A 16,851-nucleotide genomic window follows, 5' to 3' on the forward strand; every position below is an offset into this window, starting at 1 on the left:
CTTATATCCATCCAGATCACGAACCTGTCGATTTATAATGTCTGAGACCTAACCTCCAGAGCAAATAACTGGGTACAAAAAATAAACAGGCAACTAATGGCAACCACATATATATAGATTTCTCGGTACGTCCGGTCAAATATAAAAACGGATAGTACTGGAACAACGAATAAGGAACCAGATAGGTGCAAAATCTAAGTACTCTCTTTCCATATATGTCAAGCGGATACTTTCCGTATTCCCTTGCCCCATCCGTTAATACATTCATAAACTCCAGCCCCTCCAGTGTAAAAAAGCAAATAGCGGCATATATGATAAAAAGACAGCCGAAGATAACGGTACCACCAAAAACCATAAGGAATAGTGTCACGACTTTATATATATTCCATTCAATACCCGAGGCTTGAATTCCATAAACAAACATACATAATGCCAATAGTATTCTTCCGATGTGGGTAAATGCTATCTTTCCCAGAACGATCTGAAAGATCGGACTTCTTGGTCTTACAAGAATACGGTCAAATTCACCATTTCCAATGGTTCCCGCAAATGTATCAAAGCCTCTCAGAAACATTTCTGCCAAAGAGAAGGAGAGAAGAACCGTTGCATAGCAAAGAAGTATTTCACTTAACTGATATCCCTTTATCTCATGAAACCGATCATACATAAAAAATATACCTAAGAAGACATTGAAGGACACCAAAAACACTCCTATGGTTGTTAAGAGAAAGGAAACCTTATATTGCATGGCTTCTTTTAAATGCATGATAAAAAACTTTCCATATAATTTCATATTTCACCTCCAAATTATCCACCCTGAACGACAACCCGTTTAAGAGCAAGTGCGATTAGACGTTTCCCAAGGAATATCAAGAAAATGATCCAAAATAGCTGTAACCCTGCTCTCAGATATATCTCTGTACTATGAATATCCCCCGAATAGATGCGTAGAGGCACATTCTGCATGGAAGCGAAGGGAAGCAACTCTACGGCCTGGCGAAGCCCATCCGGGAAAAATGGCAGGGGAATCACAGCGCCGGCAAAAAACTCTACAAGGGATGCTGCAACCAGACGTACTCCCATGGGTGAAAGCGTAAAAAAATTAATGATATATACCAGCATTCCAAAGGACACCGTTACCAGTAACCCTAGCACCATCGTGATAATAAACCATATTGCAGCATTCGGATCCTGTGGCAGCCTCATTCCATATGGTTTTGGAAGAAATGCTGCAAATATGAGAATTGGCATACAGCGAAGTACTACTTTTGAAAGCCGATCTGCCATACATCGAATAAACCACATTGAATAAAGCTCAAAGGGTCTGCATAATTCATAGGCAATACCACCATCCGTAATAGTACGAAGCAAATCATAGTCGATAATCCACATCATGTAGATGGCTAAAAATGCTTGTTGTAGCCATATATAAGTAGTTAGCGCTTCAAATGACATGGGAAAGCTTCCCGGATTTTCATTATAAAATGCCTTATACCCCAATATTCCCATTGCTCCCCATGCAAATTGGGTTACGATACCCGCAAGGGCTGCCGCCCGATATTGCAAGCCTGCTGAAAAACGTATTCGAAAGAATGATTTATATTTTCGTAGCTGTTTATTAAAACTCCTTAATTCATGCAAATACTTTCCCTCCTCAACTATTAATTTTATAAGGTAATTGCGAAACTTAATAATCATGGTCATAGCGTATACAGGGGATGCATGTTCCGAAGTAAACCATAGCGGAAGGAGCGGGTTTATGTAGGAATATGTATCTGCTGTATGCACAATTAAGATATCTTCAGCGTTTTGTAGTTGCCTAATTAATTTTAAGCATGACAAAAACACAAGCTATTCTCCGTCATGGTCTACAGACATACCTTGTTGTATTAGATTTGATATTGATGATAGAGGTTTGCCACTACTTCATCAATGGAGGAACCCTCTACAGAGATATCCTTTACATCTACCTGTTGCGTTATATAGGCAATGGCATCGGATACACTCAGTCTTTTTGTATCAATGTCAAATATCGCATGCTGGTTCATTAATGATACAGGTGTCATACCATCACAGGATTTTACCGCATCTCCATTGTATTCTACTGTAAGGCGTTTTCCTGACGAGAACTGCTTACGAATGTCCTCCAGATTTCCATCCATCAGGATTTTCCCTTGTCCAATAAGAATAATACGCTTCGTCAAGGTCTCAATGTCTTGCATATCGTGAGTGGTAAGAATAACTGTTGTATGATGCTTTCGGTTTCGTTCCAGAATAAAATCACGAACCGCAATCTTTGATACTGCATCCAGTCCAATGGTAGGTTCATCAAGAAATAGAATTTTGGGGTCATGTAGTAAAGATGCCACAATTTCACATCGCATTCGCTGTCCAAGCGATAGCTGTCTTGCTGGGGTACGAATAATCTGTTCAACATGAAGTAGGGAAACTAACTCGTCCAAATTCTTTCGGTACGTATGATCCGGAATTTGATAGATGTCACGTAACAGTTCAAAGGAATCAATTACTGGTACATCCCACCATAACTGTGATCGCTGTCCGAAGACAACTCCGATTTCTTTCACATGAGCGGTTCGTTCCTTCCAGGGAACTCTTCCATTGATCAAACATCGCCCCTGTTCCGGTGTTAGGATACCACTTAAAATCTTGATGGTACTGCTTTTTCCTGCACCGTTTGGTCCGATATAACCAACCATTTCCCCTTCTTCAATGGTAAATGAGATATCATCGAGAGCTTTGATGCATTCATATTGCTTATGAAATAATGCTTTGAATGCTTCAGAAAATCCGGCACCACGCCGGCTGACCTTAAAGGTCTTAGAAATGTGTTCCACTTCAATCATACTATTTCCTCCTGGTAGTAATATTTTTTCAAATATCTTGCCAAGCGACGGTGTACCTTCCGATACACTTTTTTCCTTGGATTTTGCCAAGAAAACCCGTGGTAAATATTTACGTATAAATAAGCGAAGTATGATTGTAACACTTTACCAGAAATTAGTCAAGCGTTTTCTGTAATACATTTGATCTATTTTACAGTAAATACAGTAAAATCTGTAGAAAAATTATAACTGATGATGATTACGTTTTAGATTTTCATATTCATCTGCGGTAAGATTATATTCGCCGAGATGCAATTTCGCACCGTCATAATCTATAATGTTGATGCATGTATTCTTCAACCGGATCTTTCCCGTTCCTGTGTAGGCATTACTTAAGACGGATAATACGGCATTAATGGATGCACCATGGGATACTATAATAATGTTCTCATTATAATAACGGACAGCATATTTTTTAATGCTATTCATCATTCTTTCACACAATTTATCAAAGGGTTCCTTATCATCCAATTCACCAGAAGCATAGAACGCTTCCCGTTCCTTTGGAGTCAAACCAGATAATTTCCGAAAGTCCCGTTCAATAAAATCCTCTTCTACTATAATATCTGAGACAGATACCTGCTCTGAGATAATCTCTGCTGTCATCTTTGCCCTGCTTAACGGACTGGTAATCACCGCTCGAATGCTCTCATCCTTTAATACCTTGCCACATAATTCAGCCTGACGTATTCCTGTTGCATTTAACGGGATATCTTCTCTTCCCTGGAATCTGCCTTCTAAATTCCAATCTGTTTCTCCATGCCTAATTAAAAGTATTTTCATATGTATACCCTCAAACCTTTTTACTCTATTTTAACTGATACAATAAAATATTTCTATAGTAAGTAGCGTTTATTATATAAATTGAAGACACTTCACCGCATTTAATAACAATTTAAGAACCATCTTGTCCTACTATTGTTACAAATACAGCATAGTGTCTTCGAATTTACATATATATGAAAACCTATTTAATTTCAATTTAACAAAACATTTTGTTATTCGTAATGTAACGAATTGATTTACAACTCTTACATAAAAATGTTGAAAATCAACAGTTCAACCAGTCCTACAGCCCAAGCAATGGTTGTTGAGACTGACCATACACGAATCTGTTCCTTTGTCTCCGTTATACCGCTTAGACGATTTACTACCCAATAGAAGCTATCATTGAAGTAGGAGAAGAATAAGGAACCGATGCAGGCTGCAAAAGCACCTAATAACATATTTCCTCCAGCCGCTTCTACAATTGGAGCAGTAATACCGGCTGCAGTAATCATAGCAACCGTTCCGGAGCCTTGAACAAATCGTACTAAGGTAGCAATGATAAATGGTAATAAAATAACCGGAATTGCTGTAGAAGCAATACCATTGGCAATATAATCACCAACACCTGCTGCCTTTAATACCTGTCCCAGCGCGCCACCACCACCGGTTACGAAAATAATAATTCCGGCAGATTTCATACTATCTTCCAGTTCCTTAATAACATTTTTTCTGTCCATATTTCTTGTTAAGGTATAGATTGATACTAATAATCCGATACCTACTGCAATAATCGGTTTTCCTAAGAAAATTAATACGGAATAGAAACCTTCTGTTAGTTTTAATGCTGATAAAACTGTATTAAGTAAGATTAATATAATCGGTAGGATAATCGGAGCAAACGCAAGGAATGCAGAGGGAAGGTTACGATCTTTTTCATCAGATACTACATCATAGATTGGTTTCTGATAAGGTGGTCTTTCCCATCCGTCTCCAGCCTCATTCGGTAACTGATAAATCTTCTTCCCAATAGATTTACTATAAAGCATTACTGCGATTGCCATAGGAAGCGCTATCACAATTCCGATTAAAATAAACTGACCAACATCTACACCAAAGGTTCCTGCAACTCCTAATGGTCCTGGAGTCGGAGGTACTAAGGAGTGCGTTATTACAAGACCACCAGCCAAAGCGATGGCAAGTCCTGCTATTGATTTTTTCGTTTTCCGGGATAATGCCTTTATTAATGGAGATAAAATTACAAAACCTGAATCACAGAAAATCGGGATTGATACAAGGAAACCTGTTAGTGTAAGTGCTGCTTCTTCCCGACCTTTTCCAAACATCTTCAGGAAGGTACGCGCCATTCTTTCTGCTGCTCCCGATATTTCAAACATTTGCCCCATCATAATACCGAGACCGATAATAATACCAATATTTCCTAATGTACCGCCAAACCCGGCTGTAATTGCATCCACTGTTGCATTGGTACCTAAACCTCCAACTAAACCGACAATTACTGCCGCAATCAGTAATGCTACAAATACATGTACTTTTGTTTTTAAGATAAGAAAAATCAAGACTGCTAACCCAATACCCAATCCTATAAGCATTTGCGCTCCTGATACATTTTCCATAAGCTTCTCCTTTTCTACTATAAGTAATTAATTAAGCTATAAATTTTTTTGAATACTTTGCTCCTAGTAAAATAGCTTCTACCATACTGACCTCACTGGCAATCCCCTTACCTGCAATATCCATCGCTGTACCATGATCAACCGAAGTACGCAATATAGGCATACCTCCCGTGATTGCAATGGTTCTTTCAAAATCAAGAGTCTTGGTTGCTATATGACCCTGATCATGATATAAGGAAAGAACACTGTTATAGCGTCCCTTGAGAGCAAGATGGAATACGGAATCCGCTCCTATCGGCCCCTCTACATCGTAGCCTTCCGCCTTCAGCTCCTCCACTGCCGGAGTTACATGCTTCACCTCCTCATCTCCAAATAATCCATGTTCTCCGCTATGGGGATTGAGACCGGCAATCGCCATGGTTCCCTCAGTCACCCCCAACTTTTCAAGCACCTCCTTACATCGTTTTACATAGTCTTTAATTCTGTCCTTCGTAACCAAATCGCATGCTTGTCTTAGGGATACATGTCTGGTAAGGAAAAATACACGCATACCATGAACTTCAAACATAGTCAAAGGATCCTTTGTTCCGGTCAATGCACCAAATATCTCAGTGTGACCAATAAAATTAATATTACCTGCCTTAAGGGATTCTTTGTTGATTGGTGTTGTGGAAACAGCTGCCACCTCTTTTTGATTTGCTAATTCAATACTTTTTTCAATGTATTCATATGCTGCTTTACCGCACATTCCACTAACCTGTCCGATTTGAAATTCCTTCATATCTACATTGTCCAAGTCGATAAAGTTCAGAATACCCTTTTCATAGTTTCCATCCTTTGGATGTGAAATTACATTTACCTTCAAGTCTGTATTTGTAAATTCTATTGCATTTTCAATTATTTTTCGGTCACCAACAACAATACAATCCGCTGCCTTGAGAACCTCCTCATTGACTAATGCTTTTACAACAATCTCAGGACCAATGCCTGCCGGATCACCCATGGGAATTGCTATCAATGGCTTCATAATCATTCATCTCCTTTATTAGTTTATTAAATGTATAGCTTTTCTTTCAGATAATGCATACAGGTTTTCAGTGCATTTCTATCTCCAGCCATTCCACCTTTCGTAATAATCTTTAATCCTTCAAAATCACCTGCAATAAATTCTCCATATGCAGCTAGCGGAATCACCTCATCCAACAGCCTAATACCTGCTGTTTTAAATGTACGGCTAACAGCAACCGTAATATCGCCGCCACTGGTGTAAATACCTTGAAATGTATCATTTGCCTTCAGTATCTGATAAGTAATTTCAGCCAGAGAATTATTTATCCTATTACTAACATCATCCAGGCTGCATTGATATCTCTCTGCAAATGGCTTAAAGTCGATACGGTTTTCAGGTAAGATGCCATTTCCTACTACCATACATATTTCATACGCCTCACAGTTCTCAAGAATATCACTTACTACACGCTTAATTTCACTATCTCTGCGTTCATCGTCCTGCAATAATTCCATAGTATCTACGAATACATTTAAGACACTTTGAGATAAAAGTAATTCATCAAGCTGAGTTTTCGCTACCGGATTCACACTTCCGATCGTTGCTAGTATTTTCAATTTCTTCTTTTGTGATTTTGGTATCACAATTTTTCTTGTAATCGTTGCCGTAAAACTTCCCGGATCCACAGTAATAAAGTTCACACCACTTTCAATTACAGAATCAGCAATTAAGTCCATATCTTCCTGTGTTATACTGTCAAATATGATGATGCGAATACCCTTTTTTTGATATTCCTTGATTTTCGAGGCAACAAATTCTTTTCCCTGCATTAAGTCATTAATGTATATGGAAGCTACCGGGTATTTTGACTGCTTCTCAAATAACTCACTGGCTATGGATGTTTTTACGGGTGTTTTCGGATCTACGGCTGCTTCCGTACGATGTAATGGAAGAGTATTCACTAATAAATAGCCACCTACCAGGATACGCTTTGCATCCGGAAAGCAAGGGACTACCATAGCGATTGCCTGATTATCCAGCACATCCAGTAATGCATCTGTCTCACTTCCGAGATTTCCTCGTAATGTGCTGTCAATTCGTTTTGCATATACCTTTACACCATCATGCTTCAATAATTGTGCGACATTGTATACTCTGTTATAGGCAATCTCCGGGTCCACTGCTCTACTATCCGTTGGATATAGAATACAATCGCTCTCCGATAGATTTCTTAACTCTAATCGCTCGGTATTCATAACCGTATAGGTACTGTAGTTTAGTTTTTTGATTAGTACACCTGTGGCATTCGCTCCAGTTAAATCATCTGCGATGACAACACATTGTGGCATGATATTCCTCCTTAATCTACAAAGACAGGTATGATTGTAATTCGCATCTCTTTAAGCATTTTAATTTCATCCCTGGTAAAAGCCTTATTAGTAATCACAGCCGTATAATCGGATAAGTGATTTATTTTTATGAAAGCCTGTTTTCCAAACTTAGAGCTATCCACTACCAGATATCTTTCCTTTGAATTCTTACAAATATTATATTTCATGACTGCTTTATCCATGGTAGGTGTCATAACATTGAATTGATCATCTATTGAAGTGGCACCCATAAATGCAATATCCACTCTCATGTTTTCCATCATCTGATTAGCAATTGCTCCTACCATGCTACCAGTAGATTTTTGCACGGTTCCACCACATAAAATCAAGTTTACATTCGATGACAATAAGATTCTGGCAATTTCAATATCATTTGTTACTACTGTCAAACCGGTGCTATTCTTCAAGAGCTTAGCAATTTCATAGGTTGTTGTTCCTGCATCCAGATATATCACATTGCCCTTATGAATTAATCGAATACAGCCTTCTGCGATTTTCTGCTTAACCTCGATTTCCTTCGTTTGTTTTTCCGTATAGGGAACCTCTTTTTTTATAATTGCTCCACCATGGCACCGATCAATTCTTCCTTCTTGTTTGAGCTTTTCTAAATCTCTTCGAATCGTCATCAGACTTACATTCAGCAGAGTTGCTAACTCCTCTACCTGAACTGAGCCTTTTTTACTAATTAACTCAATAATTTTCTGATGTCTTTCTGCTTGAAGCATATTTTCACCTCATATTATCTTTAGTGTTCCTTTTTGATAATTCTATATACATAATGTTCGTTTATGTTTATATGTTAGCGTATTCTCCAAACTATGTCAAAACAATGTTCGATAATTCCCCTTGTTATTTTATTATCAAACAAATTCGAACATTAAATATGTCTAAACTAGAAGAAACACGCTCCGTGAATTTCTCCTCTGTCGTGTTCACGCATAATCTGATTTCGCATATAGGATAGAGCGTACGCTTTACGAACTTTCTATCGTCTAGAAAAAGGATGACCGGATCCCCCAATATGGGTGATCCGGTCATCCTTTTTCTTATTGAAAATATGATTATCATGTCAAATACTTATAAAACCTTATACATTTGCTGATACGACGATACCGCTTTGTTCAAACAATGCCTTTACTTCTGACAGTAATTCCTTTGCAGGCTCCTTCGTATCGGATAATTTATAGTCTAAACCAAGCTCTTTCCATTTAAATTCACCCATCTTATGAAATCCCAAAAGCTCTATTTTTGATACATTCGGGTAGTTTTTCAGGTGGTCAGAAAGCTTTCGAATACTATCCAAATTATCCGTCAAGCCAGGTACCAATACATAGCGTACCCAGGTATTTATATGATTCAATCTTAAATATTCCAACAATCGCAGCGTGGGTGCCAGCTCCACACCTGTCACCGTCTCATACACCCTTGGATCGTAATTCTTGATGTCCAGTAAAACGATATCCGAAATATCTATTAATTCTTTTACTGCCTCGTTCCAGACATATCCAGAGGTGTCAATTGCTATCGAAATATTAAGTTCCTTTAGCTTTTTAGCCACTTCAAGAAGGAATTCTGCCTGCAGCATTGGCTCTCCTCCGGTGAAGGTCACACCTCCTCCGGAAAAATCCATATACGATTTATATTTGATGATTTCCTGTATCAACTGCTCTGAGGTGTATTCTGTTCCTTTGTGAGCCTCCCAGGTGTCCGGATTATGACAGAACTGGCAACGTAACGTGCACCCCTGTAAGAATACCACAAAACGAATGCCGGGACCGTCCACAGTACCGAAACTCTCAAGTGAGTGTATCCGTCCAACCAAACTCATGAAATCACCATCCTTTATTTTGAATAAAAACCGCCCGAAAATTACCTTTCATGGAAGGTACGATGAATAACATCCAATTGCTGTTCACGGCTTAGCTTAATAAAGTTCACTGCATAACCGGATACTCGGATTGTCAGCTGTGGATATTTTTCAGGATGCTCCATGGCATCAATCAGTGTCTCACGGTCAAATACATTCACATTGATATGATGACCTTTTTCTGAAATATATCCATCTAATAACCCTGTCAGATTATTAATTCGTTCCTCCATGTTCTTGCCCAAAGCTTTGGGTATGATCGAGAAAGTATAGGATATTCCGTCTTCCGCATGCTTATAGGGTAGCTTAGCGACAGAGGACATGGAGGCAACTGCGCCCCTTTTGTCCCTTCCATGCATCGGATTGGCACCAGGAGCAAACGGCTCTCCCGCCTTACGTCCATCCGGAGTACTTCCCGTCTTCTTACCGTACACCACATTAGAGGTAATTGTCAATACGGATAAGGTTTGCTTTGCATTACGGTAGGTTTTTACCTTACGTAGCTTATTCATAAAGCGCTCTACCAGTTCCACTGCGATTTGATCAACGCGATCATCATTGTTACCGAAGGCAGGATATTCTCCTTCTATTTCATAATCCACTGCAAGACCTTCTTCATTACGTATTACTTTCACCTTAGCATGCCTGATGGCAGATAAAGAGTCAGCCACAACGGATAGACCCGCTATACCACAAGCTTCAGTACGAAGGATATTAATATCATGCAATGCCATCTGTAAGCGCTCATAGTTATATTTATCATGCATAAAATGGATGACATTTAAGGTATTGATATATAATTCCGATAACCAATCCAGAGTCTGATCGAATTTAGCCATAACCTCATCATAATCCAGATAATCACTGGTAATCGGTGAGAACATGGGACCTACCTGTTCACCACTAATTTCATCCTTTCCTCCGTTAATGGCGTAGAGCAGAGCTTTCGCCAGATTAGCACGTGCACCGAAGAACTGCATCTGTTTACCGATTCTCATTGCGGATACGCAGCAGGCAATTCCATAATCATCGCCCCAGACCTCACGCATGATATCATCGCTTTCATATTGAATCGAACTGGTATCAATGGATACCTTGGCGCAGTATTTCTTAAAGTTTTCCGGAAGAGATACGGACCATAACACGGTTAGATTAGGCTCAGGTGCCGGTCCCAGATTGTATAGTGTGTGAAGAATACGGAAGCTGCTCTTGGTAACGAGGGTTCTTCCATCCAAGCCCATTCCACCAATGGACTCCGTAACCCAGGTAGGATCCCCAGAAAACAGATCATTATAAGAAGGTGTTCTTAAGAAGCGTACCATACGAAGCTTCATTACAAATTGATCCATCAGTTCCTGAATTTCTTCTTCCGTTATTTTACCATTTCGAAGATCGCGCTCATAGTAGATATCCAGGAAGGTAGTGACTCTTCCCAAGCTCATAGCCGCTCCATCCTGCTCCTTTATGGCACCCAGATAAGCAAAATAAGTCCACTGTGTGGCTTCAAAGGAATTGGAGGCCGGCTTGCTGATATCATATCCATATCCCAATGCCATTTCCTTTAGCTGCTTTAACGCTTTTATCTGCTCAGAGAGTTCCTCACGCAAACGAATATCCGGTGATTCCAGGATGGATATTTCTAATAGCTTCTTCTCATGCATTTTTTCTTCAATTAGGAAGTCTACACCATAAAGAGCCACTCTGCGGTAATCTCCTATAATTCTACCCCGTCCGTAAGCATCCGGTAAACCGGTTATGATTCCAGTATGCCTTGCTTTTTTCATTGCATCCGTATAGGCATCGAAAACACCATCGTTATGTGTTTTTCGATTTTCCGAATAGATTTCCTCTGTTTTTTTATCCAGCTCAAAGCCATAAGCCTGTAGGGCATTTTTCACCACACGGATTCCACCGTTAGGCATAATTCCTCGTTTGAGTGGTTTATCGGTCTGAAAGCCTACAATTACTTCTTTCTCTTTATCAATATAGCCAGGTCCAAAGGCAGTAATTGTGGAAGGCTTTGAGGTTTCCGCGTCAATAATTCCCTTCTCCCTCTCCTCCTTCATAAGCTCCATTACCTCATTCCAAAGCTCCTTGGTTCTTGTGGTTGGTCCGGCTAGAAAGTCTTCGTTTCCCTCATAGGGCGTATAGTTATCTTGAATAAAGCTACGGACATTTACCTCTGTTGTCCAGCTTCCTGGATGAAAATCATACCATTCCTGTCTCATATTAATCCTCCATTTCAACATCTACAACAGCTCATTTATGCTATTATAGTCTTCTTTGATGGATCCTTTACATATAAAAGATGTGGATATTATTGTAAATCCTTCCATCACTTCAAATTATATATAACATGCATAAATTTTATTTTCTGTGACGCAAATCACAAAATAGAACTGTTTTTGCATTGCTGTACTGTTTAGATTAGAGAAGAGCAGATAGGATAAGAGTGGGTAATGTATCCGCCGCGGAGCCGTTTCCACTTAATTGCACTGCGTAACGGTACATAAGGCCCTAAAGAACAGGACCTAAGTACCGACGCGTGCAAATACTCCGCTATGGATAATTACCCACTCTTATCCTATCTGCTCTTCTTCGGTACATAAGACTCTAAAAAGCAGAGTCTAAGTACCGACATGTACAAATGCTCCGTTCTGAATATACCTTCAGCCTCTGGACTGTTCCCATTCTATCAGTTCTTCTCCGGTACATAAGGCTCTACAAAACAGAGCCTTATGTACCGACTGATTCAAATCAACTATTATGGTCTTTCACCCCTATTCAGGTGTTAAGTTAATTATTTGGTAATATTATTCAATATGTGTTTACCTGAAATCAATATTGTGCCAAGATAATATAAGGATTAGTGGTAATTAAAAACCTTCTGTAAGTCGATATATTATATAGCGTACTACATACTGACTTAGAGATACGCCTCATTACCTTAGCCATGATAATTAACGATTGATTATTTATTATAAATAGAAGGGATATTATATGGAGATTAATCATTCTTCAATTTCGCAATACAAATCAAAGAAAACAGGTTCATCCTCATCTGCTTTAGGGAACCAGTCTGCGAAATCTGTTAGCCGTTCAGATAGTGCTACGACTCAACCTGTAAAAGAAAATACTCTTGCTGATCTAAAGGTTGGACAGCAGATTAAAGGACAAATTATTGATCATCGTCTGAATGAGGTGCGGGTTCAAATAGAACCCGGCAAGCAGGTAGTTACCGCAAAGCTGTCAGGGGATATTTCCTTATCCATTGGACAGGAAGCTCAGTTTCAAGTTACTGAGCATAACGGAGACCGATTAGTCCTAAAATACATATCACCGGATTCCTCTACCCCACCAGATGCAGCCATTCAAAAAGCGCTGACTGCATCCGGACTCGCTATGACAGATCGTAATAAAACGATTGTGGGAGAGCTTCTTAGACATACCATGCCAGTTGATAAACAGACTCTTCAGACATTAATCCGAATATCCAATGCCAATAGGGAAGCCTCTGCGCTTACTCTTGTCTTGATGCATAAAAATAATATCCCTATGACCGCATCAAACATAGCGCAGTTTGAAGCATATCAAAATGGGACACAGCAAATGATGTCGGATATTAAGAATATTACTGCCTCTATCAACGAATTGTTATCATCCGTTGCTTCCATGGAGCCGGACAATCTGTCCGATATTAGTACCACTGCTTCTTTAGTCAGCCCTTCTGCCTATGGAATTGATCCCAATGCGACTCCCAATACTGATATAAATATACCAGTGGCAATTACGGCACCTAATTCTGCGAATTCAGATGAACTATTACAGATGCAAGAAGCAGCACAAAATTCCCAGATATCTCCAACGAATGCCTCACAAATCGTAGATCAAGCTATTATGATGAATAAGCAGTTAATTGATATCCTGTATCCTTCAGCAGTAACACCTTTATCAGCAAATGAAGATCAAACAGCTCATATAGATACCCTTTCCTTTATAAATCAGTTCGTAGAAGATAAGCTATCAGGGAATTCGGAATTAAAAGAAAGCATCGTGAATTTACTTCTGGAGCAAATACCAAAGGAAGGTCTGTCAGAGAAGGATATGACAGCCATGGTATCAAAGCTTTATCCTGAAGTACTGGAGCAAATACAGAATCCTTCGTTTGATACTAACCTCATGTCGGATTCTATAATGAAGCTTTCTAATATATTAGGTCAACAGGATCAAGCCTCCTTATCCGATTTATTAGCATCCATCCCTGGATCAGAGGGTATCAGAGAGCAAATATCATTCGGTACGGCTACAATAAAGGATGTTTTACAGTTTCTTCAAAACAATCTGCAATTAGCCAATGAAACCATTGCGCAAAAAATTCTAACCTCTTCTCAATACCAGAAGCTCCTTGAACAGGCCTTTCTACAGAAATGGACAATTACTCCGGAGAAACTAGCCAAAAAAACTCCTGTTAAGGAAATGTATCAGAATCTTCAAGAGGATATGGAAAAATTAAATCAATTAGCAAATATAAGAAAAGGCTCTGAAGAAACATTACGTCTTCAGGAGCCTGTGAAAAACATGCAGGAAAATATTCGTTTTATTAAAGACCTAAATGAGGCATTTACTTATCTGCCACTTCCGGTACAATTAAAAGAGCAGAATATACATAGCGAGCTATATGTATTTACCAAGAAGCATGCACTACATGAGAAAAAAGCTTTAAGTGTACTTCTTCATCTGGATATGGAGCATTTGGGACCCCTTAATATCCATGTTGGGATGGAGCAGAATATGATCCGTGCTAACTTCTCGCTTGATAACATGGATGCCATGCAAATAATCGAAAGCAATCTGCCATCCTTATCCGAGGCATTGGCAAAAAAAGGATACCAGCTTCAATATACAGTATCCTCCTCCTATAATAAGCCTGACCTTGTCAAAGATTTAATCGAAGAAAACACTGGTGATAGCCTAGTGAATCGTTACACCTTTGATATTCGAACATAGCTTCATTTTATTTGACATCGTTATTATTTTCAGAATTATTATGGTCATCGATATTATGCTCATAGTCATCAAATAGATAGGATAATATCGAAGCCATTCCTACAAATTCGCAGCCATAAGCAGTCTTTTTATCATCGATGGGCTGGCTGCGAATTATCTTTATAACACAATGCAGTGTATCGCTAGTCATCCCTAAGTTAATGCTTGCATCAAAATAATATCCGATGGGTAACGTACTTTCTGATATAAAACCCATTCCAGTTTTCGAAATATCAGTAACCTCAATTGGAGCATGTAGATTACTAACTAATACATTATCCTGCTTATAAAGATCCAATATCTCTAATGATAGCATAATCGGCATCCTCTTTGCTCTTCTTCTTTCTTCCATGACAGGCCCTCCATTAAACCAATAATCACCAATACATATTGTCATTATATCTCACTATCGAACCATATACAATAAAAAGAAATACCTATCCATCGCGATTCCATACAATTCAAACCCAGTCAGAATAGCCTACAGAATGGGAACGGGCCAGTGGATGAAAATATATCCGGAATGCTGCATTTACGCCAGTCGTTACATAAGACTCTGTTTTTTAGAGTCGTATGTAACGACGAAGAACCGACAGGATGGGAACAAGACAATGGCTGGGAAAATATCCAGAACGGAGCATTTGCGCCAGTCGGTACTTAGACTCTGTCTTATAGAGTCTTATGTACCGTTACTAGGCGCAATTAAGTGCGAACGGCTCCGTGGCGGATATATTCCCAGCCATTGTCTTGTTCCCATCCTGTCGGTTCTTCTATACTACACATACCTTATAGCAATTACGCTAAATCCAATAGTTCCTTTACGATTTCGTTTACTCTGCCGGGATCTGCTTTTCCCTTCATCTCCTTCATCGTTTGTCCGACAAGGAAGCCCATTGCTTTCGTCTTGCCGTTCTTATAATCGATTACGGACTGACTGTTCTCTGAGATAATCCTCTCAATTGTTGAACGTAGCAGCCCATCATCTGATACCATACCAAGACCTTTCTCTTCCACATATTGAGCAGGATTTACATTCTCCTTAAAGACCTTCTCGAACACTTCTTTTGCCACTGTACGGTTGATTTTATTGCTGTCTACAAGCTCAATTAATTCGGCGAGCTGAGTCGGTTTAAAGCGGATCTCATCCGCCTCCATTTCCATTTCCTTAAGTAGTCTCATGGTTTCTACCATCAGCCAGTTCGACACTTCCTTCGGTTTTGAGCAAAGTGCGACGGTAGCCTCAAACAAATCTGCCAGGTGCCTGGAAGCTGTTAGAATCGATGCGTCATAGGCCGGTAGATCGAATTCCTTTTGATATCGAAGCATTTTCTCATCACGAAGCTCGGGCTGGCTGGCTTTCACCTTCTCAATCCAAGCATCACTGATTTCGATGGGAGGAAGGTCCGGTTCCGGAAAATAACGATAGTCCTGGGCATCCTCTTTGGATCTCATGGCAAAGCTGGTGTCTTTATTATCATCCCAGCGTCTTGTTTCCTGAATTACCTGTTTCCCATATTCCAACAACTCAATCTGACGTTTTCTTTCTCCTTCGATGGCTCTTGCAATTGCTTTAAAGGAGTTCATGTTCTTCATCTCTGTTCGAGTTCCGAACTCCGTTGCTCCAACCTCACGTACGGAGAGGTTGATATCTGCACGGAGAGAGCCCTCCTGCATCTTACAGTCAGACACTCCTAGATATTGCAGAATCAATCGCAATTTCTCAAGATAGGCTACAACCTCTTCTGCAGAACGCATATCCGGCTCACTTACGATTTCAATCAGAGGTACTCCACAGCGGTTATAATCCACTAGGGTACAATCCTCCCATGGATCATGGACTAACTTTCCGGCATCCTCTTCCATATGAATTTCGTGTATTCTGACTATTTTCTTACCGGACTCTGTCTCAATCTCTATACCACCGTCCCTACATATCGGAAGATAGAGCTGAGAGATTTGATATGCTTTCGGAAGATCAGGGTAAAAGTAGTTCTTACGGTCAAATTTGCAATTCTGAGTTATGGTGCAACCCAGTGCAAGCCCTGCTGCCATTGCAAACTCAACCACCTGCTTATTTAATACAGGAAGGGTACCCGGCATACCGGTGCATACTGGACAGCAGTGAGTGTTAGGCTCGCCTCCAAACTGAGTCGTGCATCCACAGAATATCTTAGATTTCGTCGCTAATTCCACATGTACCTCTAATCCAATGACGGTTTCATATGCCTTCATG

At 39.7% G+C, this 16,851-nt stretch carries 13 protein-coding genes; 1 reads left to right on the top strand and 12 read right to left on the bottom strand.

Features of this window, described 5'->3' with window-relative positions; all coding sequences use genetic code 11:
* Positions 1-16: 16 nt before the first annotated feature.
* The 10 genes from H0486_RS13115 to pflB form a co-directional block, all read right to left on the bottom strand.
* On the bottom strand, positions 17-793 hold the full coding sequence (locus tag H0486_RS13115; RefSeq protein WP_228353421.1) for an ABC transporter permease: 777 nt from the start codon (positions 791-793) through the stop codon (positions 17-19).
* 14 nt (positions 794-807) lie between these two features.
* Positions 808-1,641, bottom strand: coding sequence for an ABC transporter permease (locus H0486_RS13120; RefSeq protein WP_228353422.1), 834 nt, complete (start codon positions 1,639-1,641; stop codon positions 808-810).
* Positions 1,642-1,889: 248 nt separating this feature from the next.
* Complete coding sequence (locus H0486_RS13125; RefSeq protein WP_228353423.1) at positions 1,890-2,864, bottom strand: ABC transporter ATP-binding protein; 975 nt, start codon at positions 2,862-2,864, stop codon at positions 1,890-1,892.
* A gap of 222 nt (positions 2,865-3,086) precedes the next feature.
* Complete coding sequence (locus H0486_RS13130) at positions 3,087-3,686, bottom strand: histidine phosphatase family protein (protein ID WP_228353424.1); 600 nt, start codon at positions 3,684-3,686, stop codon at positions 3,087-3,089.
* A gap of 248 nt (positions 3,687-3,934) precedes the next feature.
* Positions 3,935-5,305: a GntP family permease gene (locus H0486_RS13135; protein WP_228353425.1), complete on the bottom strand. Its 1,371-nt coding sequence runs from the start codon at positions 5,303-5,305 to the stop codon at positions 3,935-3,937.
* A 31-nt stretch (positions 5,306-5,336) separates the two neighbouring features.
* Positions 5,337-6,332, bottom strand: a complete 996-nt coding sequence (gene pdxA, locus H0486_RS13140; RefSeq protein ID WP_330594526.1) for a 4-hydroxythreonine-4-phosphate dehydrogenase PdxA — start codon at positions 6,330-6,332, stop codon at positions 5,337-5,339.
* A 26-nt stretch (positions 6,333-6,358) separates the two neighbouring features.
* Complete coding sequence (locus H0486_RS13145; RefSeq protein ID WP_228353427.1) at positions 6,359-7,663, bottom strand: four-carbon acid sugar kinase family protein; 1,305 nt, start codon at positions 7,661-7,663, stop codon at positions 6,359-6,361.
* 11 nt (positions 7,664-7,674) lie between these two features.
* Positions 7,675-8,430, bottom strand: coding sequence for a DeoR/GlpR family DNA-binding transcription regulator (locus H0486_RS13150; protein WP_228353428.1), 756 nt, complete (start codon positions 8,428-8,430; stop codon positions 7,675-7,677).
* A 362-nt stretch (positions 8,431-8,792) separates the two neighbouring features.
* A complete protein-coding gene (gene pflA, locus H0486_RS13155; RefSeq protein ID WP_228353429.1) occupies positions 8,793-9,533 on the bottom strand; it encodes a pyruvate formate-lyase-activating protein in 741 nt (246 codons plus the stop codon).
* Positions 9,534-9,574: 41 nt separating this feature from the next.
* The gene (gene pflB / locus H0486_RS13160; RefSeq protein ID WP_228353430.1) at positions 9,575-11,800 is read right to left on the bottom strand and encodes a formate C-acetyltransferase; all 2,226 of its coding nucleotides are present in this window, start codon (positions 11,798-11,800) and stop codon (positions 9,575-9,577) included.
* Positions 11,801-12,572: 772 nt separating this feature from the next.
* Here pflB and fliK point away from each other — a divergent pair.
* A complete protein-coding gene (fliK, locus tag H0486_RS13165; protein ID WP_228353431.1) occupies positions 12,573-14,579 on the top strand; it encodes a flagellar hook-length control protein FliK in 2,007 nt (668 codons plus the stop codon).
* Between the two features lie 7 nt (positions 14,580-14,586).
* Here fliK and H0486_RS13170 read toward each other — a convergent pair whose 3' ends face one another.
* The gene (locus tag H0486_RS13170) at positions 14,587-14,970 is read right to left on the bottom strand and encodes a PilZ domain-containing protein (RefSeq protein ID WP_228353432.1); all 384 of its coding nucleotides are present in this window, start codon (positions 14,968-14,970) and stop codon (positions 14,587-14,589) included.
* 443 nt (positions 14,971-15,413) lie between these two features.
* A complete protein-coding gene (gene gatB, locus H0486_RS13175) occupies positions 15,414-16,850 on the bottom strand; it encodes an Asp-tRNA(Asn)/Glu-tRNA(Gln) amidotransferase subunit GatB (RefSeq protein WP_228353433.1) in 1,437 nt (478 codons plus the stop codon).
* Position 16,851: the final 1 nt, after the last annotated feature.

The organism is Variimorphobacter saccharofermentans (genome assembly GCF_014174405.1).
In the GTDB taxonomy this organism is placed as follows: domain Bacteria; phylum Bacillota; class Clostridia; order Lachnospirales; family Lachnospiraceae; genus Mobilitalea; species Mobilitalea saccharofermentans.